This window comes from Mucilaginibacter gynuensis (genome assembly GCF_039541195.1).
GTDB classification, from domain to species: Bacteria; Bacteroidota; Bacteroidia; order Sphingobacteriales; family Sphingobacteriaceae; genus Mucilaginibacter; species Mucilaginibacter gynuensis.
Genome location: NZ_BAABFT010000021.1, coordinates 27,339 through 41,705, shown reverse-complemented (window position 1 = coordinate 41,705; position 14,367 = coordinate 27,339). Strand labels below are relative to the sequence as shown.

Annotated in this window: 17 protein-coding genes and 1 tRNA gene; all 18 read left to right on the top strand. The window is 43.5% G+C overall.

Features of this window, described 5'->3' with window-relative positions:
- Positions 1 to 5 precede the first annotated feature (5 nt).
- The 18 genes from ABD894_RS25090 (at position 6) to ABD894_RS25005 (ending at position 14,167) form a co-directional block, all read left to right on the top strand.
- Complete coding sequence (locus tag ABD894_RS25090; protein WP_345213844.1) at positions 6 to 377, top strand: hypothetical protein; 372 nt, start codon at positions 6 to 8, stop codon at positions 375 to 377.
- Positions 374 to 544, top strand: a complete 171-nt coding sequence (locus ABD894_RS25085) for a hypothetical protein (protein WP_345213843.1) — start codon at positions 374 to 376, stop codon at positions 542 to 544. Before ABD894_RS25090 ends, ABD894_RS25085 begins: the two co-directional genes overlap by 4 nt.
- 1 nt (position 545) lies before the next feature.
- A complete protein-coding gene (locus ABD894_RS25080) occupies positions 546 to 833 on the top strand; it encodes a hypothetical protein (RefSeq protein WP_345213842.1) in 288 nt (95 codons plus the stop codon).
- A 2-nt stretch (positions 834 to 835) separates the two neighbouring features.
- Positions 836 to 2,803 carry an AAA family ATPase gene (locus tag ABD894_RS25075; RefSeq protein WP_345213841.1) on the top strand — a complete coding sequence of 656 codons (1,968 nt, stop codon included), beginning with the start codon at positions 836 to 838 and terminating at the stop codon, positions 2,801 to 2,803.
- On the top strand, positions 2,803 to 2,991 hold the full coding sequence (locus ABD894_RS25070) for a putative quorum-sensing-regulated virulence factor (RefSeq protein ID WP_345213840.1): 189 nt from the start codon (positions 2,803 to 2,805) through the stop codon (positions 2,989 to 2,991). Before ABD894_RS25075 ends, ABD894_RS25070 begins: the two co-directional genes overlap by 1 nt.
- Before the next feature lie 4 nt (positions 2,992 to 2,995).
- A complete protein-coding gene (locus tag ABD894_RS25065) occupies positions 2,996 to 4,081 on the top strand; it encodes a recombinase RecT (protein WP_345213839.1) in 1,086 nt (361 codons plus the stop codon).
- Entirely contained in the window at positions 4,081 to 4,818 is a 738-nt protein-coding gene (locus tag ABD894_RS25060) for an MBL fold metallo-hydrolase (RefSeq protein ID WP_345213838.1), read from the top strand. Before ABD894_RS25065 ends, ABD894_RS25060 begins: the two co-directional genes overlap by 1 nt.
- The gene (locus tag ABD894_RS25055; RefSeq protein ID WP_345213837.1) at positions 4,818 to 5,135 is read left to right on the top strand and encodes a hypothetical protein; all 318 of its coding nucleotides are present in this window, start codon (positions 4,818 to 4,820) and stop codon (positions 5,133 to 5,135) included. The genes ABD894_RS25060 and ABD894_RS25055 overlap by 1 nt, the downstream gene beginning before the upstream one ends.
- 135 nt (positions 5,136 to 5,270) lie before the next feature.
- A complete protein-coding gene (locus ABD894_RS25050; RefSeq protein WP_345213836.1) occupies positions 5,271 to 5,723 on the top strand; it encodes a hypothetical protein in 453 nt (150 codons plus the stop codon).
- A 407-nt stretch (positions 5,724 to 6,130) separates the two neighbouring features.
- Positions 6,131 to 6,241 (top strand) — tRNA-OTHER (locus ABD894_RS25045).
- A gap of 144 nt (positions 6,242 to 6,385) precedes the next feature.
- Positions 6,386 to 6,709 carry a hypothetical protein gene (locus ABD894_RS25040; protein ID WP_345213835.1) on the top strand — a complete coding sequence of 108 codons (324 nt, stop codon included), beginning with the start codon at positions 6,386 to 6,388 and terminating at the stop codon, positions 6,707 to 6,709.
- 25 nt (positions 6,710 to 6,734) lie between these two features.
- Positions 6,735 to 6,926 (top strand): hypothetical protein, encoded by a 192-nt coding sequence (locus ABD894_RS25035; RefSeq protein ID WP_345213834.1) that lies wholly within the window; start codon positions 6,735 to 6,737, stop codon positions 6,924 to 6,926.
- A 21-nt stretch (positions 6,927 to 6,947) separates the two neighbouring features.
- Complete coding sequence (locus ABD894_RS25030) at positions 6,948 to 7,382, top strand: hypothetical protein (protein ID WP_345213833.1); 435 nt, start codon at positions 6,948 to 6,950, stop codon at positions 7,380 to 7,382.
- A gap of 3 nt (positions 7,383 to 7,385) precedes the next feature.
- Entirely contained in the window at positions 7,386 to 7,808 is a 423-nt protein-coding gene (locus ABD894_RS25025) for a hypothetical protein (RefSeq protein WP_345213832.1), read from the top strand.
- A 3-nt stretch (positions 7,809 to 7,811) separates the two neighbouring features.
- A complete protein-coding gene (locus ABD894_RS25020) occupies positions 7,812 to 9,287 on the top strand; it encodes a DEAD/DEAH box helicase (RefSeq protein ID WP_345213831.1) in 1,476 nt (491 codons plus the stop codon).
- Between the two features lie 34 nt (positions 9,288 to 9,321).
- Complete coding sequence (locus tag ABD894_RS25015; protein WP_345213830.1) at positions 9,322 to 11,967, top strand: DNA methyltransferase; 2,646 nt, start codon at positions 9,322 to 9,324, stop codon at positions 11,965 to 11,967.
- On the top strand, positions 11,964 to 13,817 hold the full coding sequence (locus ABD894_RS25010) for a DNA cytosine methyltransferase (protein WP_345213829.1): 1,854 nt from the start codon (positions 11,964 to 11,966) through the stop codon (positions 13,815 to 13,817). The genes ABD894_RS25015 and ABD894_RS25010 overlap by 4 nt, the downstream gene beginning before the upstream one ends.
- Positions 13,814 to 14,167 carry a hypothetical protein gene (locus tag ABD894_RS25005; protein ID WP_345213828.1) on the top strand — a complete coding sequence of 118 codons (354 nt, stop codon included), beginning with the start codon at positions 13,814 to 13,816 and terminating at the stop codon, positions 14,165 to 14,167. Before ABD894_RS25010 ends, ABD894_RS25005 begins: the two co-directional genes overlap by 4 nt.
- Positions 14,168 to 14,367 lie beyond the last annotated feature (200 nt).

The window sequence follows — 14,367 nt, the reverse complement described above, 5'->3', positions numbered from 1 at the left end:
TAGTTATGGTAACAAAAGTATTAAGAAAAATGCGATTCGTCAAGAGTCAACCCTCACGCCTTGATATCGCTAAAATAGTGCTCGAAGGCACTAAAGCAAAAAGCCCTTCTTACTTCATTGAGCGGGCCGTGATTGTACACGACAAAGTTGAGGTTAGCTATATAGATGAAGCTGACCTTGAAAGTGGCTTTGTTGGCGACAGCAAATGGCACAGCGGGGAAATAGCACTCGACAAGCTATTCTCATACGTAGCAAATGCTTATAACGGGATTGTGTGTGCTGACAGCGACCTTACACTTTCGATGTTCGTTGAAGATAATCTTGACGAAGTAGTAAAATCCTATTTGCAAGCAGGAAAGGAGATCAACTTCGTATGAAAACCGCTTTAAAAACTGCAATACTGGTACTTCTTACTATCAATGCTTACTTGATCTGGTCATTGTCGTGGTACCTGCTCGCCATTATAACGTTCGCCGTTGTATTTACATTACTGCTGATCATCATTGGCCGCACTTTCAGAAAGGAGGCTATCCATGCCAAGTAATATGATCATACCGATGCTTGACCTGCTCATCCCTCGGAAAAAGCACAAGAACAATAGGATCATCTTGCATTTCCCGGGCAAAGGGTTAAGAGTAAGAAATGTTCAAACCACCGCGGTGCCTCCGATTGAGGTAAAATGGCCTGTGCTATCCTACGACGATTGGAGCTTGTACATCAGGGTAGCCACAGACCGGGAGTATTCAGCCACGGCAGCTGCCGATACATTTATCGCTACTGAAATGCTGATCTGCGATGCTAAAGAAATTATTCACTATAAAAAAGCTAACTAACCATGAAACTTATACTTCAAAAACTCACCATTATCAACTTTAAGGGCATTAAAGAACTAACCATTGCCTTTAACGATTTGCAAACCAATATCTACGCTGCCAACGAGGTAGGAAAAACAACAGTGGCCGATGCCTGGCACTGGCTGCTTACCAACAAAAACAGCAACGACGATAAAGATTTCAGCATCAAAAACACAGTTCATACTGATCTGAACCGCGCTGACCATGTTGTTTCAGCCTTGATATATGTTGATGGCGCCGATGTTGAAATCAAAAAAGTATTCCGCGAAAAGTGGACCAAAAAGAAAGGCGCTGAATTAGCAGAGTTTACTGGGCACGAAACATTTTACTATTATAATGATGTGCCGCTATCACAAGGTGACTATCAAAAGAAGATCGCTGATATATTGCCGGAAAGCGCTCTAAAGCTGATCACTAACCCGCTTTACTTTAATACGATCAAATGGCAGGATCGCCGTAATGTATTGCTTGAGCTCGCTGGCAATATTACTAATGATGAAATCTTTGCCCGCATCACCCGGGCCGAGAACCGCAACGCGGTAGATAGCTTGACTTTGGTTTTAAATGCCGGCAAATCGCTTGTTGAGTACCGCGCACAGATCGCGAATAACAAAAAGCGGATCAAAACCGACCTGGTAGCTATCCCTCCCCGCATTGATGAGGTTAAGCGCGGTATACCTGAACCATTGGATTATGCGGCTATTGAAGCTGAGATATCTGGCAAGCAAAAAGAAATTGAGTTAATTGAAGCCTCTATTAACGATAGAAACGTTGCTTACCAACAGGCCAGCCAAGCCATGCAGCAAAAACAAAATGAGTTGCACAGTTTGAAAACTAAGCGTAATGATATCAGGTACGCAATCCAAACGCAGCTTAATGAGCGGTATAACCAAGGCCAGATTGCGCGTAACAACATAACGAATACAATCAGTCGCCTTAAGCAAGATATCGCATCGAAAGAGAATCTATTATCATCGCGCACCCAGGCTAAAGCCGGCCTTGTTGAGCGAACCCAAAACCTAAGAGCGTACTGGAACAATGTTAATGAAAGTGATTTAAAGTTTGACGCTCATCAATTTGAATGCCCTACTTGTAAGCGCGCCTATGAGGCCAGCGATATCGAGGCGAGCAAAGCACAGATGACAAGCAACTTTATTGACAATAAGAATAAAGAGCTTGACACCCTAACCGAACAAGGCCAGAAACTGGTGAAAGAAACTGAGGAGTGCGATAACATGATCGCCCAGCTCCAAACCGCGATCGGTACACTTCGTATTGAGTTATCAAAAGCTGAAAATGAGTTGGCTGCTTTTAACAATCTTAATAGTGCACCGCAACTTTCCTTAGATGATGAGTTGGCAAATAATGATGAGTATGTACAGTTAGGCGCCAATATTTCAAAAATAGAATCTGCGAGTACCACCATCAAGCCGGCAGACGTGAGTGAACTTAATACCCAAAAGACTGCTATTGCTCGCGAAATAGATGCATTAAAGACTAAGCTCAACAGCAAGGAACAAATTGCTCGGGCAAATAAACGCGTGCAGGAACTTGATTCTGAAGAAAGAAAGCTTGCGCAGGAGCTTGCTGATTTGGAGCGCACCGAATTCTTGCTCGAAGAGTTTAACCGTTCGAAGATGGATATCCTGGAGGATCGTATCAATGGCAAATTCCAATATGTCACCTTTAAATTATTCGACCGTCAGATCAACGGTGGCGAATCGGAAACCTGCGAGACACTTTACAAAGGTGTACCCTTTAGCGATGTGAACACTGCCGGAAAGATCTGGGCCGGCATAGATATCATCAATACGCTTAGCAAGCACTACAATGTTTTCGCCCCGGTATTCCTGGATAACAGGGAAAGCGTATCAAATATCCCTGCTGTCAATAGCCAGGTAGTTAACCTGATCGTTTCACCTGAAGATAAACTTCTCCGGGTTGCCTAATGGAGCCCGATGTATTCACCGATAAAAGCTTAATGCCCTTTGGCCAATATAAAGGCCAAAGGCTCATAGATGTGCCTGCCAGCTATTTAATATGGCTATATCGGAACGAGCGTGCAGGAAAATTAAAAACATACATACAGGACAACTTTGATGCCCTGCTAAAAGAAACCAATAAAAGTAAAAAATAAGAAAATGGATACAACCGCTGTTCAAACAACTACAACTGCCGCCGTGCAGAAACCCGCACAATCACAAAGCGAACGCTTTACCAACGCTGTAATGAAAGAGTTTGGTTCAAATGCCGGTGCGCTGGAGCTTACTTCATTTCAAAGAAAGCTTATACAAAATTATTTCATCAAGCTTGACGGTGCGCTCAAGGATGCTGAAATCAAACGCATGGCTAAGCGTGAAGAGAAAAGAGATCTTTTAGCCTACACATGGGAAAACATCAATATGCCAAAGTTGGCAGTCGATGTGGTAGCATTCTCAGCTGTGGGCCTTGACCCTGCCCAGCCGAACCATATTAACGTCATCCCTTACAAAAACAACAATACCAACAAGTATGATGTGACCTTCATCATGGGGTATCGTGGTATGCAGCTAAAAGCTATGAAGTATGGCTTCGAAATTCCTGATGATGTAATTGTGGAACTGGTATATACCAAGGACGTATTCAAGTCGATAAAAAAGAGCTGGAATAACCGCATTGAAAATTACGAATTTCAAATTGTTGATGATTTTGACCGTGGCGAGGTTAAGGGCGGCTTTTATTACCATGCCTTCCATGATAGCCCTGAAAAAAATAGGCTTGAAGTTTTTACCCTAAAAGACATCGAAAAGCGCAAGCCTAAATATGCTGCAGCTGAGTTTTGGGGCGGCGAAAAAGATGTGTGGAAGAATGGTGAAGTAGTGGGCAAAGAAAAGGTTGAAGGCTGGTATGAAGAAATGTGCTATAAAACCATCTTCCGCGCTGCATATAACGATATCACCATCGACAGCGAGAAGATTGATGAGCACTTCGTGCGCATGATGCAGACTGAAAATGATACTGTTTCCACTAAAGTGCAAAACGAGATCGCGCAGAATGCTAACAAAACCGAGTTATCATTTGATGACGCTGTGTATGTTGAAGATAAGCAATTGCCAATCTCCATTTCCAACACAACCGAGTCGCCATTAGTAGATAATACGTCAGCCGTAGTTGGTGAATCCAACCCCGGGGCATTATTGAATAATCAGCCTGCCAACGTGCAAGAACGCAAAGGACCTGGATTCTAATGAAATTAAAAGTCATTTCATCAAGCTCTGCCGGCAACTGTTACTTGCTTTACAATGCCAATGAAACGCTAATACTTGAGTGTGGGGTGAAAGCCTCACACATCAAGCAGGCGCTAAACTTTGACCTTAGCAAGGTAGTTGGTGTACTGGTAACCCATGAACACAAGGATCACTGTGTTGCCGCGGCCGATATGGTAAATGCTGCATTAAACATTTATTCCTCTGCCGGTACACTGAAAGCGTTTGGGTTTAAAAGCACCAGGCTGCATGCAGTTGAGAACTATAAAGAATTTCAACTTGGCGGATTTAAGATCAAAGCATTCGATGCTGTACATGATTGCGCGGAACCGGTTAATTACCTGATTGAGCATGAAGAAATGGGGCGACTGGTTTTTATTACTGATAGCTATTATTGCAAGTATTCGTTTCCGCATCTAAACAACATTATTATCGAGGCCAATTATAGCCAGGCCATACTCGATAAGAAATTGGCAGACGGTGCAACACCAGACTTTTTAAGGAATCGCGTATTGCAATCACACATGAGTCTGGATACCTGTAAGCAGTTTTTGAGCGCGAATGATCTACGTGGGGTGAACAACATAGTGCTGTGTCACTTATCTGAAAGCAATAGTAACGCGGTGGACTTTAAACAACAAGTAAAAAACCATACTGGCAAGGCCGTGCATATTGCCGATAAAGGGTTAACCATAAATTTTGATAAAACACCTTTTTAATGAAAATCATTGTAAGCAATAAGCAGTTTGCAGAGTTTTTGAGTGTACAACTCAATAATTGCACGACTTATTTTATGTGGTTAGATGCTGAAAAAAAGCAGCTTCACATCAAAACAGATCAGGATGATCAAGATGACCCTGGAGAATATATATGGATTGAATCCTTCAGAGATCCTGAGTCAAATTACATTGAATTTACTGGTGATCAACTTAAAAAGTTGAAAGGCTTTTTAAAAGCAATACCTCATCAGCCCATCTTGATAGAGTTGAAACCTGATGAGAAAATTAAGTGCACACAATTCACAGCAGAATTCTAATTTTTTTAAACAATGACAGTAATAACAGTAACCCCTCCAGCTGAAATAACGCCGGAGTTAACCAGAAAAATCAAAGAAGTAAAATTAAAGCGCAATGGATGCGCGACGGTAATCTATGAGCAAACTAAAATTCAAATGCGCGACGGCCAACCTGTCGAAACTTCGGGTTTGGTGCCATACAACGGGCACAACCTGGTGCACCCAGATTTTGTTCACGGTTTTGAGATGTTGAGAGGCCACTTGGCTTTCATATCCGAATCGCGTGAGGCAGTGGGTATAACATTACAGGAGCTCGATGAAGACGAAGACACGATCAAATTATTTCGCGTACACTCTTTTAAGGTTAATGGCTATGAAGAAGTTGACGGGGTGATCCTCCAGGGAGATAAAAGACTTCAAAGCGGTGATGTAATGGATTTACCATGCCCGCTTGTAAAATGGGTAGAGGACGTGAATCGCTACCCATTTGCAGATGAACTAAGCGCGCTGGTTGATCATCTTACTACAGAAGCGCTGTCATACCTGGATGGCAAGATCGCGCCAAGCGCACAGCTCGATATATTCGAGGACGAGCCAGAAGAAGAATAAAAGGCCGGAAAGATAGCATAACGGTAATGCCTGATCTATAGTAGGCAGATAACACGCAAAAATGGAAAAGTAAATGAACAAATTATGTCGAATAAACGATTAGGAAAACGGGAACGGGCGGCTGGAAAGCGCAAAAAAAGCATGCGCCGCACTAAGAGCTTTACCTCCGGTAGCTGCTCGAAATGTTCGACCCCTGTAACGTGCAAACTCGGTCCCGGTAAAGAGAAATCTTTGTTTTTTAAACTGGTGTGTGGTCAATGTCGAAAATCAGCAACGCGAGCACTGAAGTACAGGGTGTAGGCCGTTGGATGCCGGTTCGAATCCGGCTCTTTCCACTCCTCTTTATGAGGTATTGTGATAAGGTTTAGGTTGCCGCCCTGAAATGCGAGATCGAAGGGCGGCTTAATGAACGGGTGGCGGAATGGTAGACGCCCAGATGGGGAGATGCTACACGAAGTACAAGTGAGGTAACCCATGAATCAAATAGCATCATGCAGGTTCGAATCCTGCCCCGTTCACAAGGTCATGGCACACTTTGAGTAACCGGCTAATAGGCACGGCACGGAGTGATTCCCAGTCCTTACATGTGATAAGGTTTAGGTTGAAGCAGGGCCAGCGCGAGGCCGGTACCTGCTTTATTTAAAGGCAATAGAATTAGATAGATGAAAAATAAAGATGAGGTAAAAAAACTGCTTTCACGTAAGTATGAAACGGGGCAAATAGGATGGCATCAAGCTATAGAAATGGCCTACGATTTTGGTATAGAGCAAGCCGAGGAAAAAGTAAGACAGGCAGTTTGGAGCGATTGGATAGATGATGAAGATCAAAATTTACCAATAGAAGTATTGAAAGAGATTTCAGCTTGCTTAAGACGTCTGGAAGGGCTCTATTCAAACATGACACATGATTGTAATGAGGCGCTCATCAAGCCCTTAGAGTACCTATTGAATGCCAACGGTGTAAATCTTGACGAATCTGATTTATAACTCAACCGATTAAAACAAATAAACCATGATAGCAGCACGCTGGAGAATAAAATGCAATGTTGATTGCCCATACTGTGACAATCTAATTGATCTGATGACGGAAATTGAAGATAGCTATGAATGGCTTCCTAAAGCGGGCCATTGCGAAGAAATTGAGGTCGAAGTTATATGCCCAAAATGCAATCGGGAATTTATAGTTCAAAAAACGGAGTATTAAGCTTCATCCAGAAATATTATAATGAGCATTAAAAATTATACATCAGAAGTACCAGCTGGTAACTCTATGTCGAAAATAGAAAAGTTACTTGTTGGTGCCGGTGCAAGAGATATCATGAAAAGATATAGCGATGACGGCACCTGTGAGTCCATCGCGTTTGTTTTGCCGGTAGATAATAAACAGTTGACGTTCCAGCTGCCGGCTCGAATAGACGCCATTTATAAATCTTTGATTGCAACATACTCAAGGCCTACCGACCGTAGCCATGAAATTTGTAAAGCCCAGGCAGAGCGGACCGCGTGGAAGATCATCGCCGAATGGGTTGAAATACAAATAACAATGATCAAGCTTGAACAGGCTGAGGCATTGCAAGTATTTTTCCCATATCTCACCAACGGCAAAAAGACCTATTACGAAATATTGAAGGAGAACGATTTTAAATTATTAAATCAATAAATAATGGAAAAGTACACGTTAGAAATGAAGGCCTTTAAAACCGTTGAAGTGGAGGCCGAAACCCTGAAGGAAGCTTTGAAGCAAGCAAGGGAACAGAACCCAGAGTTCCACACTGAAATAGCTTATATTCAAGATAGTGGGATTGAAGAAGATATTTATTCGTGCGGAGGCTGTGGAACAGATATGGTCGAAGGTGATAATACAGGTTACAGTGAAGATGGTGAACATTATTGTGTTGATTGCTGGGCGGGAATAATGGGTGCATATCATGACTGGCGCAATATTCTGGACAAACGCGTTTCTGAAAAAGGGCTGATCATCCCCGAAGAAAGCCATGAAGAAGTCAATGACTTGTATCGGGATGGCCTTGAGCCTGAAAAAGCCCTTGAATATTTAATTGCCCGTAAACTGGTTTCATCAATATAGGATATGAGCATACCAGTTTTAACAGATTACACTATCCCGGATTTACCGGAGCTTGATGTAAGCATCCCGCTCAAAATAGATCCCCGCCCCTATCAGGCCCGTGGCATCGCGTACGGTATACAAAAGGAATGTTTTATCAATGGTGATGATATGGGTTTGGGTAAAACCTTCCAATCTATAGCTACCATTACCGCGCTAAAAGCATTCCCCTGCCTGGTGATCTGCCCCAGTGGCGTAAAAGAGAACTGGCGCCGGGAGTGGCAAAAGTTTACGAAAGTTAAAGCCATCGTGCTGGAAGATAGTGTTAAAAACAACTTTATGGAGTATTACCGCGCTGGCATGGCCCAAGTGTTTATTGTGAACTATGAAAGTGTACGGAAATATTTTATAGACAGTATAGCACCTGTAAAAAGTGGTGAACGGTTCAAGGTCAGCGACGTCAATGTAAAAACGAAAGTAGTGGATATGTTCAAATCCGCTATCGTTGATGAGATACATAAGCTTAAAGATTTCACCACTCAAAACTATAAGTTTACCAGATCGATCACTAAACGCCTGCCGGTCGTGATCGGCCTTACCGGTACCATGTTCGTAAATACACCATGGGATTTGGCGGCGCAGCTGATGATCATCAACAGGATGCAGTACTTTGGCGGATTCGCTTTCTTTAAGCAACGCTATTGCGCCGGGCCACAAAAGGCATCAAACCTGCGGGAGCTGAATGTTTTGTTAAACAGGGTTTGCTACTTCAGGCGTAATAAGTCAGATCCTGAAATTAAAAAATACCTTCCGGACAAAGCGAGGCAAATCGTTATGTGTGATCTGGACGCTAAACACCGAAAAGAATACCAGCAGGCCGTCAACAACCTAAAAGGGTACCTGAAGCAATATAAGTCAGCTTCGGAGGAAACAGTTGAGCAATCGATGAAGGGCGAAGTGATGGTGCGCATCGGCATATTAAAAAACATCAGTGCCCGCGGTAAACTTCAGGATGCGTTCAATTTTATCAATGACCTGATCAGCCAGGGGCAAAAGGTAGTTGTTTTTTGTAATCTACTTGATGTAGTTGATCAGATTCAGGCGAAGTATAAAAACTCGGTTCGCATAACCGGCGGGCAGGATGGCAAAGAAAAGCAAGCCGCGATCGATAAGTTCAGATCTGATCCTAAAATAATGGTTATAGCTTGTACTATTAAAGCCGCCGGTACCGGAGTCGATGGTTTACAGGACGTTTCTTCAAACGCCTGTTTTATTGAGTTGGGTTGGCACTCGGCAATTATGGACCAGGCTGAAGATCGTTGCTACAGGTCTGGTCAACATAAGAACGTGATGTGCACTTACTTCCTTGGCAAGGATACCATTGACGAATGGAATTACAAGCTGATCGAGACTAAAAGGGAATTAGGCAGCACCATCACCGGCGCCGAAAACAATGTTGATGTGAGTATTATCAGCGACGTAATGAATTTATTTACCTAAAAAGTTCCATATATGGAACGAGTGGAACAACATTATGCAATTTGAAAGATTATCATACGAGGAATTTTTAAAATCAAAAGTCAGGTTAGCGGCCAGCGACGGATTTACCATAAGTGATGATGAGGTTAACCCGGCTTTGAAACCACATAACCGGCTTATGGTTAAATGGCTGGTGGAGGGAGGCCGTAGGGCTTGCTTTGCCTCATTTGGCCTTCATAAAACTGTTACACAGCTGGAGACATTGCGCATTGTGCTAACAAGGACCGGCGGCCGCGCGTTGATAGTCGCGCCGCTTGGCGTTAGGCAAGAATTTGCACGGGATGCAGTAGAAATATTGGGTTGGGATGCGCCTCCTAAATTTATTCGCAGCATTGAGGAAGCGGGCGAAACCGGTATTTATATCACCAATTACGAAACAATCCGCGAGGGTAAATTGGACCCAAGAAAGTTTGTCGCGGTATCCCTGGACGAAGCTTCGATACTGCGCGGTTCCGGTGGCTCTAAAACATTTAGAGAATTTATGGCCTATCTTACCGGCGACGCCGGGCCGAATGGCAACCGCCGCGGTACTGAAGTTGTCGAGTATATATTTATCGCAACGGCCACCCCTGCGCCAAATGATTATATCGAGCTGCTATGTTATGCTGCCATACTTCGAATTATGGATATCAGCCAGGCTAAAACACGCTTCTTTAAACGTGACAGCACAAAAGCCGACGTACTTACCCTACACCAACACAAAGAAGAAGAGTTTTGGCTTTGGGTAGCAAGCTGGGCACTATTCGTTAACAGGCCATCAGATCTTACAGGCAATGCCAACGATGACGAAGGTTACATTATGCCGCCACTTGATGTGCGCTGGCATGAAATACCGAGTGATCATACGAAGGCCGGTACCGAAAAGAATGGCCAGTTTAAAATGTATGCAGAAACCGCCATCGGCCTCCAGGGTGCAGCGACAGAAAAAAGGAATAGCTTAAATGCGCGGGTAAATAAAATGCTGGAGCTACGCAATGAAGATCTATCTGCCCATCGCATCATCTGGCATGATCTGGAGAAAGAGCGTAATGAGATTGAAAAGCTTTTGCCTGAGTGTAAAACGGTTTTTGGTAGCCAGCCGCTTGATATCCGCGAATCTATTATTCGAGATTTTTCAACCGGTAACCTACAAGAGCTTGCCGGCAAACCTTCAATGATAGGCTCGGGCACCAACCTCCAAAAGTATTGTGCCTGGTCAATATACCTCGGAATTGGCTTCAAGTTTAACGACTTCATACAATCGCTTCACCGCACGCTCCGCTTTGGGCAAGTAAGCAAATCGGTACGGGCCGATATAATCTACACGGAGGCAGAAAGGAAGGTTCGGAAAGACCTCGAACGCAAATGGACACAACACAATAAAATGGTTGAAAAGATGATAGAAATCAATAAAAAGTACGGGCTGTCACAAGCGGCCATGGCGCAAATACTTACCCGAAAGATGGGTGTTGAGCGTGTCGAGATCAAGGGTGAAAAATATCAGATTGTTAATAATGATAATGTTAAGGAACTGCCGAGATTCGAAACTAATTCGATAGGCCTTATCATTACATCAATACCTTTCGCTACTCAATATGAGTACTCACCAAACTACGCCGATTACGGACATACAGAGAACACACGCGAGTTTTTCGAGCAAATGGATTACAGTACACCTGAAGCTTTCCGCGTACTAATGCCGGGCCGTATAGCTGCTATACATGTTAAAGATCGAATCATACCTGGTGGCTTAAGCGGATTAGGCTTTCAAACAGTGTATCCATTTCACCTTGACGTGATCCAGCATTATACAAAGCATGGCTTTGCCTACATTGGCATGAAAACGATAGTTACCGATGTTGTACGAGAGAACGCTCAAACTTATCGCCTCGGTTGGACTGAACAATGTAAGGACGGTAGCAAAATGGGCGTGGGCATGCCTGAATATTTATTGCTATTCCGTAAACCACCGAGCGATACATCAAATGCCTATGCTGACATACCGGTATTTAAAGATAAGCCTTTGCAACAAATGGCCGATGGCTCGACACGCAAGTTTGTGGACAAAACAAAAGAACCGATTGTGCCCGGTACCGGATACTCCCGTGCCCGATGGCAATTTGACGCGCACGGATTTACGCGCAGCTCGGGCGATAGATTAATGAGTAGTTCCGAAATTGCACGCCTTGAGCCTGATGCTATCTTTAAGTTATTCCGAGACTACTCGCTTAATACTACGTGGAATTTCGAGCACATAGTTAAGATAGCAGAAAGTCTGGAGGTGATTGGCAAACTGCCGCCCGGATTTATGCTTTTACAGCCTCAAAGCTGGACTGATGAAGTATGGACTGATATCACCCGCATGATGACGCTGAATGCCTCTCAATGGAGCCAGGGGAAAGAAATGCACTTATGCCCTATGCAATTTGATACAGCTGATCGGGTGATATTACAAATGAGCAATCCAGGCGATAAGGTCCTTGATTACTTTGGTGGCCTAATGACGGTGGCTGTACGTGCTATTAAGCATGGCCGATACGGAATAGGTGTCGAGTTGAACCCAGAGTATTTTACAGATGGCGCCCATTATTGTAAAGCTGAGGAGCATAAGGCCAGTATACCGAGTTTGTTTGATGTTCTTGAAGTGGAGGGTGCAGCATGACACCAAAATTTTTAATCGTCGATTTATTTTGTGGAGCAGGCGGCACTACAACGGGCTTTGCAATGGCAGAACGCAACGGGAGCGGGCTTGCAAAGGTCATAGCATGTGTTAATCATGACCCTATAGCAATCAAATCACATTGGATCAATCACCCTGATGTAAAACATTTTGAGGAAGATATTAGAACGCTTGACCTTACCGAGCTGATTGAAATTACCCACCAAGCGCGCCTGCTTAATCCTGATGCTAAGTTGATACTCTGGGCATCGCTTGAATGTACAAACTTTAGTAAGGCAAAGGGTGGTCAAGCCCGAGATGCTGATAGTAGGACATTAGCCGACCACCTTGATAGATATGTAAATGCTATCGATCCGGATTATATACAAATTGAAAATGTGGTTGAGTTTATGAGCTGGGGGCCGCTTGACGCCAACGGTAAGCCGGTTAGTAAGAAGTCAGGTACAGATTGGATGAGATGGCGTAAACATATATGCAGCTTTGGATATCGTGATGACTGGAAGGAACTCAATAGCGCTGATTTTGGAGCATATACATCCCGTAATCGCTTATTTGGATGCTTTGCTAAAAGTGGGTTACCAATTGTTTGGCCAGCGGCTACTCACGGTAAAAATCCCGCAACCGGAAATATGTTTGCCGCTAACGTTGAGAAATGGAAACCCGTGAAAGATGTACTTGATTTTGAGGACGAGGGTATCAGTATATTCAACCGAAAGAAGCCTTTAGTTGATGCATCGCTTGAACGAATTGAAGCAGGATTAATAAAGTTCGTTGCGGGCGGGAAGGATGCTTTTTTATTGCAGTATAATTCAACCGGTAGAAATGGCGATAAGAAGCAGGCAGTAACATCTACTGATTCTCCGTCTCGCGTTCTTACAACTCAAAACAGAACAGGTCTTTGTTTTATTGCAAAATATTACAGTGGTAAACCTTTCGGCAAAGTGATTCCCGTAACCGGGCCAGTCGGAACTATAACATGCGTTGACGGCCAGTCATTAGTAAATTGCACACCCTTTATTGTTCAACGTAATGGGGGCGATCCGGATTCGAGGGTTCAATCTATTGACAAGCCAGCTCGCACATTAACTGCAACCGGAGGCAACCAAGAGCTTGTGCAGGCGGAGCCGTTCATTATGAATACTAACTTCAATAATGTAGGAAGCTCAATTAACGAGCCCGCCAAAACATTATTGGCAAGCAGGCGGCACCCTTATATTGTTAATCCATCTTTCCTTGCTAAATACTACGGCAACGGCGATAACATATCATCTGTGGAGGAACCGGCCGGGACGCTTGTGACAAAAGATAGGTTCTCTAAAATTCAGCCGGTATTTTTTGACAAAACATTCAGCGGTAATGGCAACATCAATCAATGTTCGTCAATAGAAGTTCCGGCCGGTACAATTATGCCTAATGATAAACATCGGCTAATTAATTGCCAGCCTTTTATTTTAAATCCATCACACGGCGGTCATTGTACAGGCACTGACGTTCCATGCGTAGTTATTGTAGCAAGGCAGGACAAGGCGCCACTTTACCTCGTTCAGTTTACTTGTGATGAAAGAGTGAGCATACCCATTTATGAGGATGATTCGGAAGCCATGATCCGTATTAAGAAGTTTATGGCTTTGTACGGCCTATCTGATATCAAAATGAGAATGCTAAAGGTATCAGAATTACTTCCTATACAGGGATTTCCTAAGGACTATCAATTGGCCGGTAATCAAACAGATCAAAAGAAATTCATAGGCAATAGCGTAGTACCGTTGGTGGTAAAACATTGGTGTGAAGCTATGGCTGATAAACTAATCGAAGAAAGGCAAGCAGCATGATAAAGCAAACAATGACACCGGAACGGATGAACCGGATAAAAAGCTCCGTACAGTTCATGTTGATCATGGCTGAAATGATTCAAATCGAGTACCAACAAGATATGGACGTTCGTTTTAAGAACCCGCAGGTGAACCAATTTGCCGGCAGGATTATCAAAGACGCGCAAGCTATCCACTTTCATCTTAAAAATAACGACAAGGTGAACATTCAAATATCAGACAGCGAATTTGTCGAGGAGTATGGTATTGAGCTACACCGCGTTTTTAAATTCTTTATTGGCCTGCCTTTAAGCCAGGTTAAAGAGGTGATGGATAATTTGGAAAGTGTATCAACGGAGGTATCGGTATGAAGATCGCAAAAGGTGTTTCGAAGTACCACAAAGTTTTTTTTATAAATAACTGTTCCATATTTGGAACTATTGGAACACTTGTATATCTTCGTATCACACTTCCCAATTCGACTTCAGTCACCCCATCGGACAGGATGGTCGTCTAAAATATTTTAGCGGTAACTCGGTGAGGCCCTGTCCGGCCGAGCCGGCTTACCGCT

Bases quoted from the DNA above. Each gene is read 5' to 3' on its own strand.
- ABD894_RS25090 (WP_345213844.1), top strand. From the start codon at position 6: ATGGTAACAAAAGTATTAAGAAAAATGCGATTCGTCAAGAGTCAACCC.
- ABD894_RS25085 (WP_345213843.1), top strand. From the start codon at position 374: ATGAAAACCGCTTTAAAAACTGCAATACTGGTACTTCTTACTATCAAT.
- ABD894_RS25080 (WP_345213842.1), top strand. From the start codon at position 546: ATGATCATACCGATGCTTGACCTGCTCATCCCTCGGAAAAAGCACAAG.
- ABD894_RS25075 (WP_345213841.1), top strand. From the start codon at position 836: ATGAAACTTATACTTCAAAAACTCACCATTATCAACTTTAAGGGCATT.
- ABD894_RS25070 (WP_345213840.1), top strand. From the start codon at position 2,803: ATGGAGCCCGATGTATTCACCGATAAAAGCTTAATGCCCTTTGGCCAA.
- ABD894_RS25065 (WP_345213839.1), top strand. From the start codon at position 2,996: ATGGATACAACCGCTGTTCAAACAACTACAACTGCCGCCGTGCAGAAA.
- ABD894_RS25060 (WP_345213838.1), top strand. From the start codon at position 4,081: ATGAAATTAAAAGTCATTTCATCAAGCTCTGCCGGCAACTGTTACTTG.
- ABD894_RS25055 (WP_345213837.1), top strand. From the start codon at position 4,818: ATGAAAATCATTGTAAGCAATAAGCAGTTTGCAGAGTTTTTGAGTGTA.
- ABD894_RS25050 (WP_345213836.1), top strand. From the start codon at position 5,271: ATGCGCGACGGCCAACCTGTCGAAACTTCGGGTTTGGTGCCATACAAC.
- ABD894_RS25040 (WP_345213835.1), top strand. From the start codon at position 6,386: ATGAAAAATAAAGATGAGGTAAAAAAACTGCTTTCACGTAAGTATGAA.
- ABD894_RS25035 (WP_345213834.1), top strand. From the start codon at position 6,735: ATGATAGCAGCACGCTGGAGAATAAAATGCAATGTTGATTGCCCATAC.
- ABD894_RS25030 (WP_345213833.1), top strand. From the start codon at position 6,948: ATGAGCATTAAAAATTATACATCAGAAGTACCAGCTGGTAACTCTATG.
- ABD894_RS25025 (WP_345213832.1), top strand. From the start codon at position 7,386: ATGGAAAAGTACACGTTAGAAATGAAGGCCTTTAAAACCGTTGAAGTG.
- ABD894_RS25020 (WP_345213831.1), top strand. From the start codon at position 7,812: ATGAGCATACCAGTTTTAACAGATTACACTATCCCGGATTTACCGGAG.
- ABD894_RS25015 (WP_345213830.1), top strand. From the start codon at position 9,322: ATGCAATTTGAAAGATTATCATACGAGGAATTTTTAAAATCAAAAGTC.
- ABD894_RS25010 (WP_345213829.1), top strand. From the start codon at position 11,964: ATGACACCAAAATTTTTAATCGTCGATTTATTTTGTGGAGCAGGCGGC.
- ABD894_RS25005 (WP_345213828.1), top strand. From the start codon at position 13,814: ATGATAAAGCAAACAATGACACCGGAACGGATGAACCGGATAAAAAGC.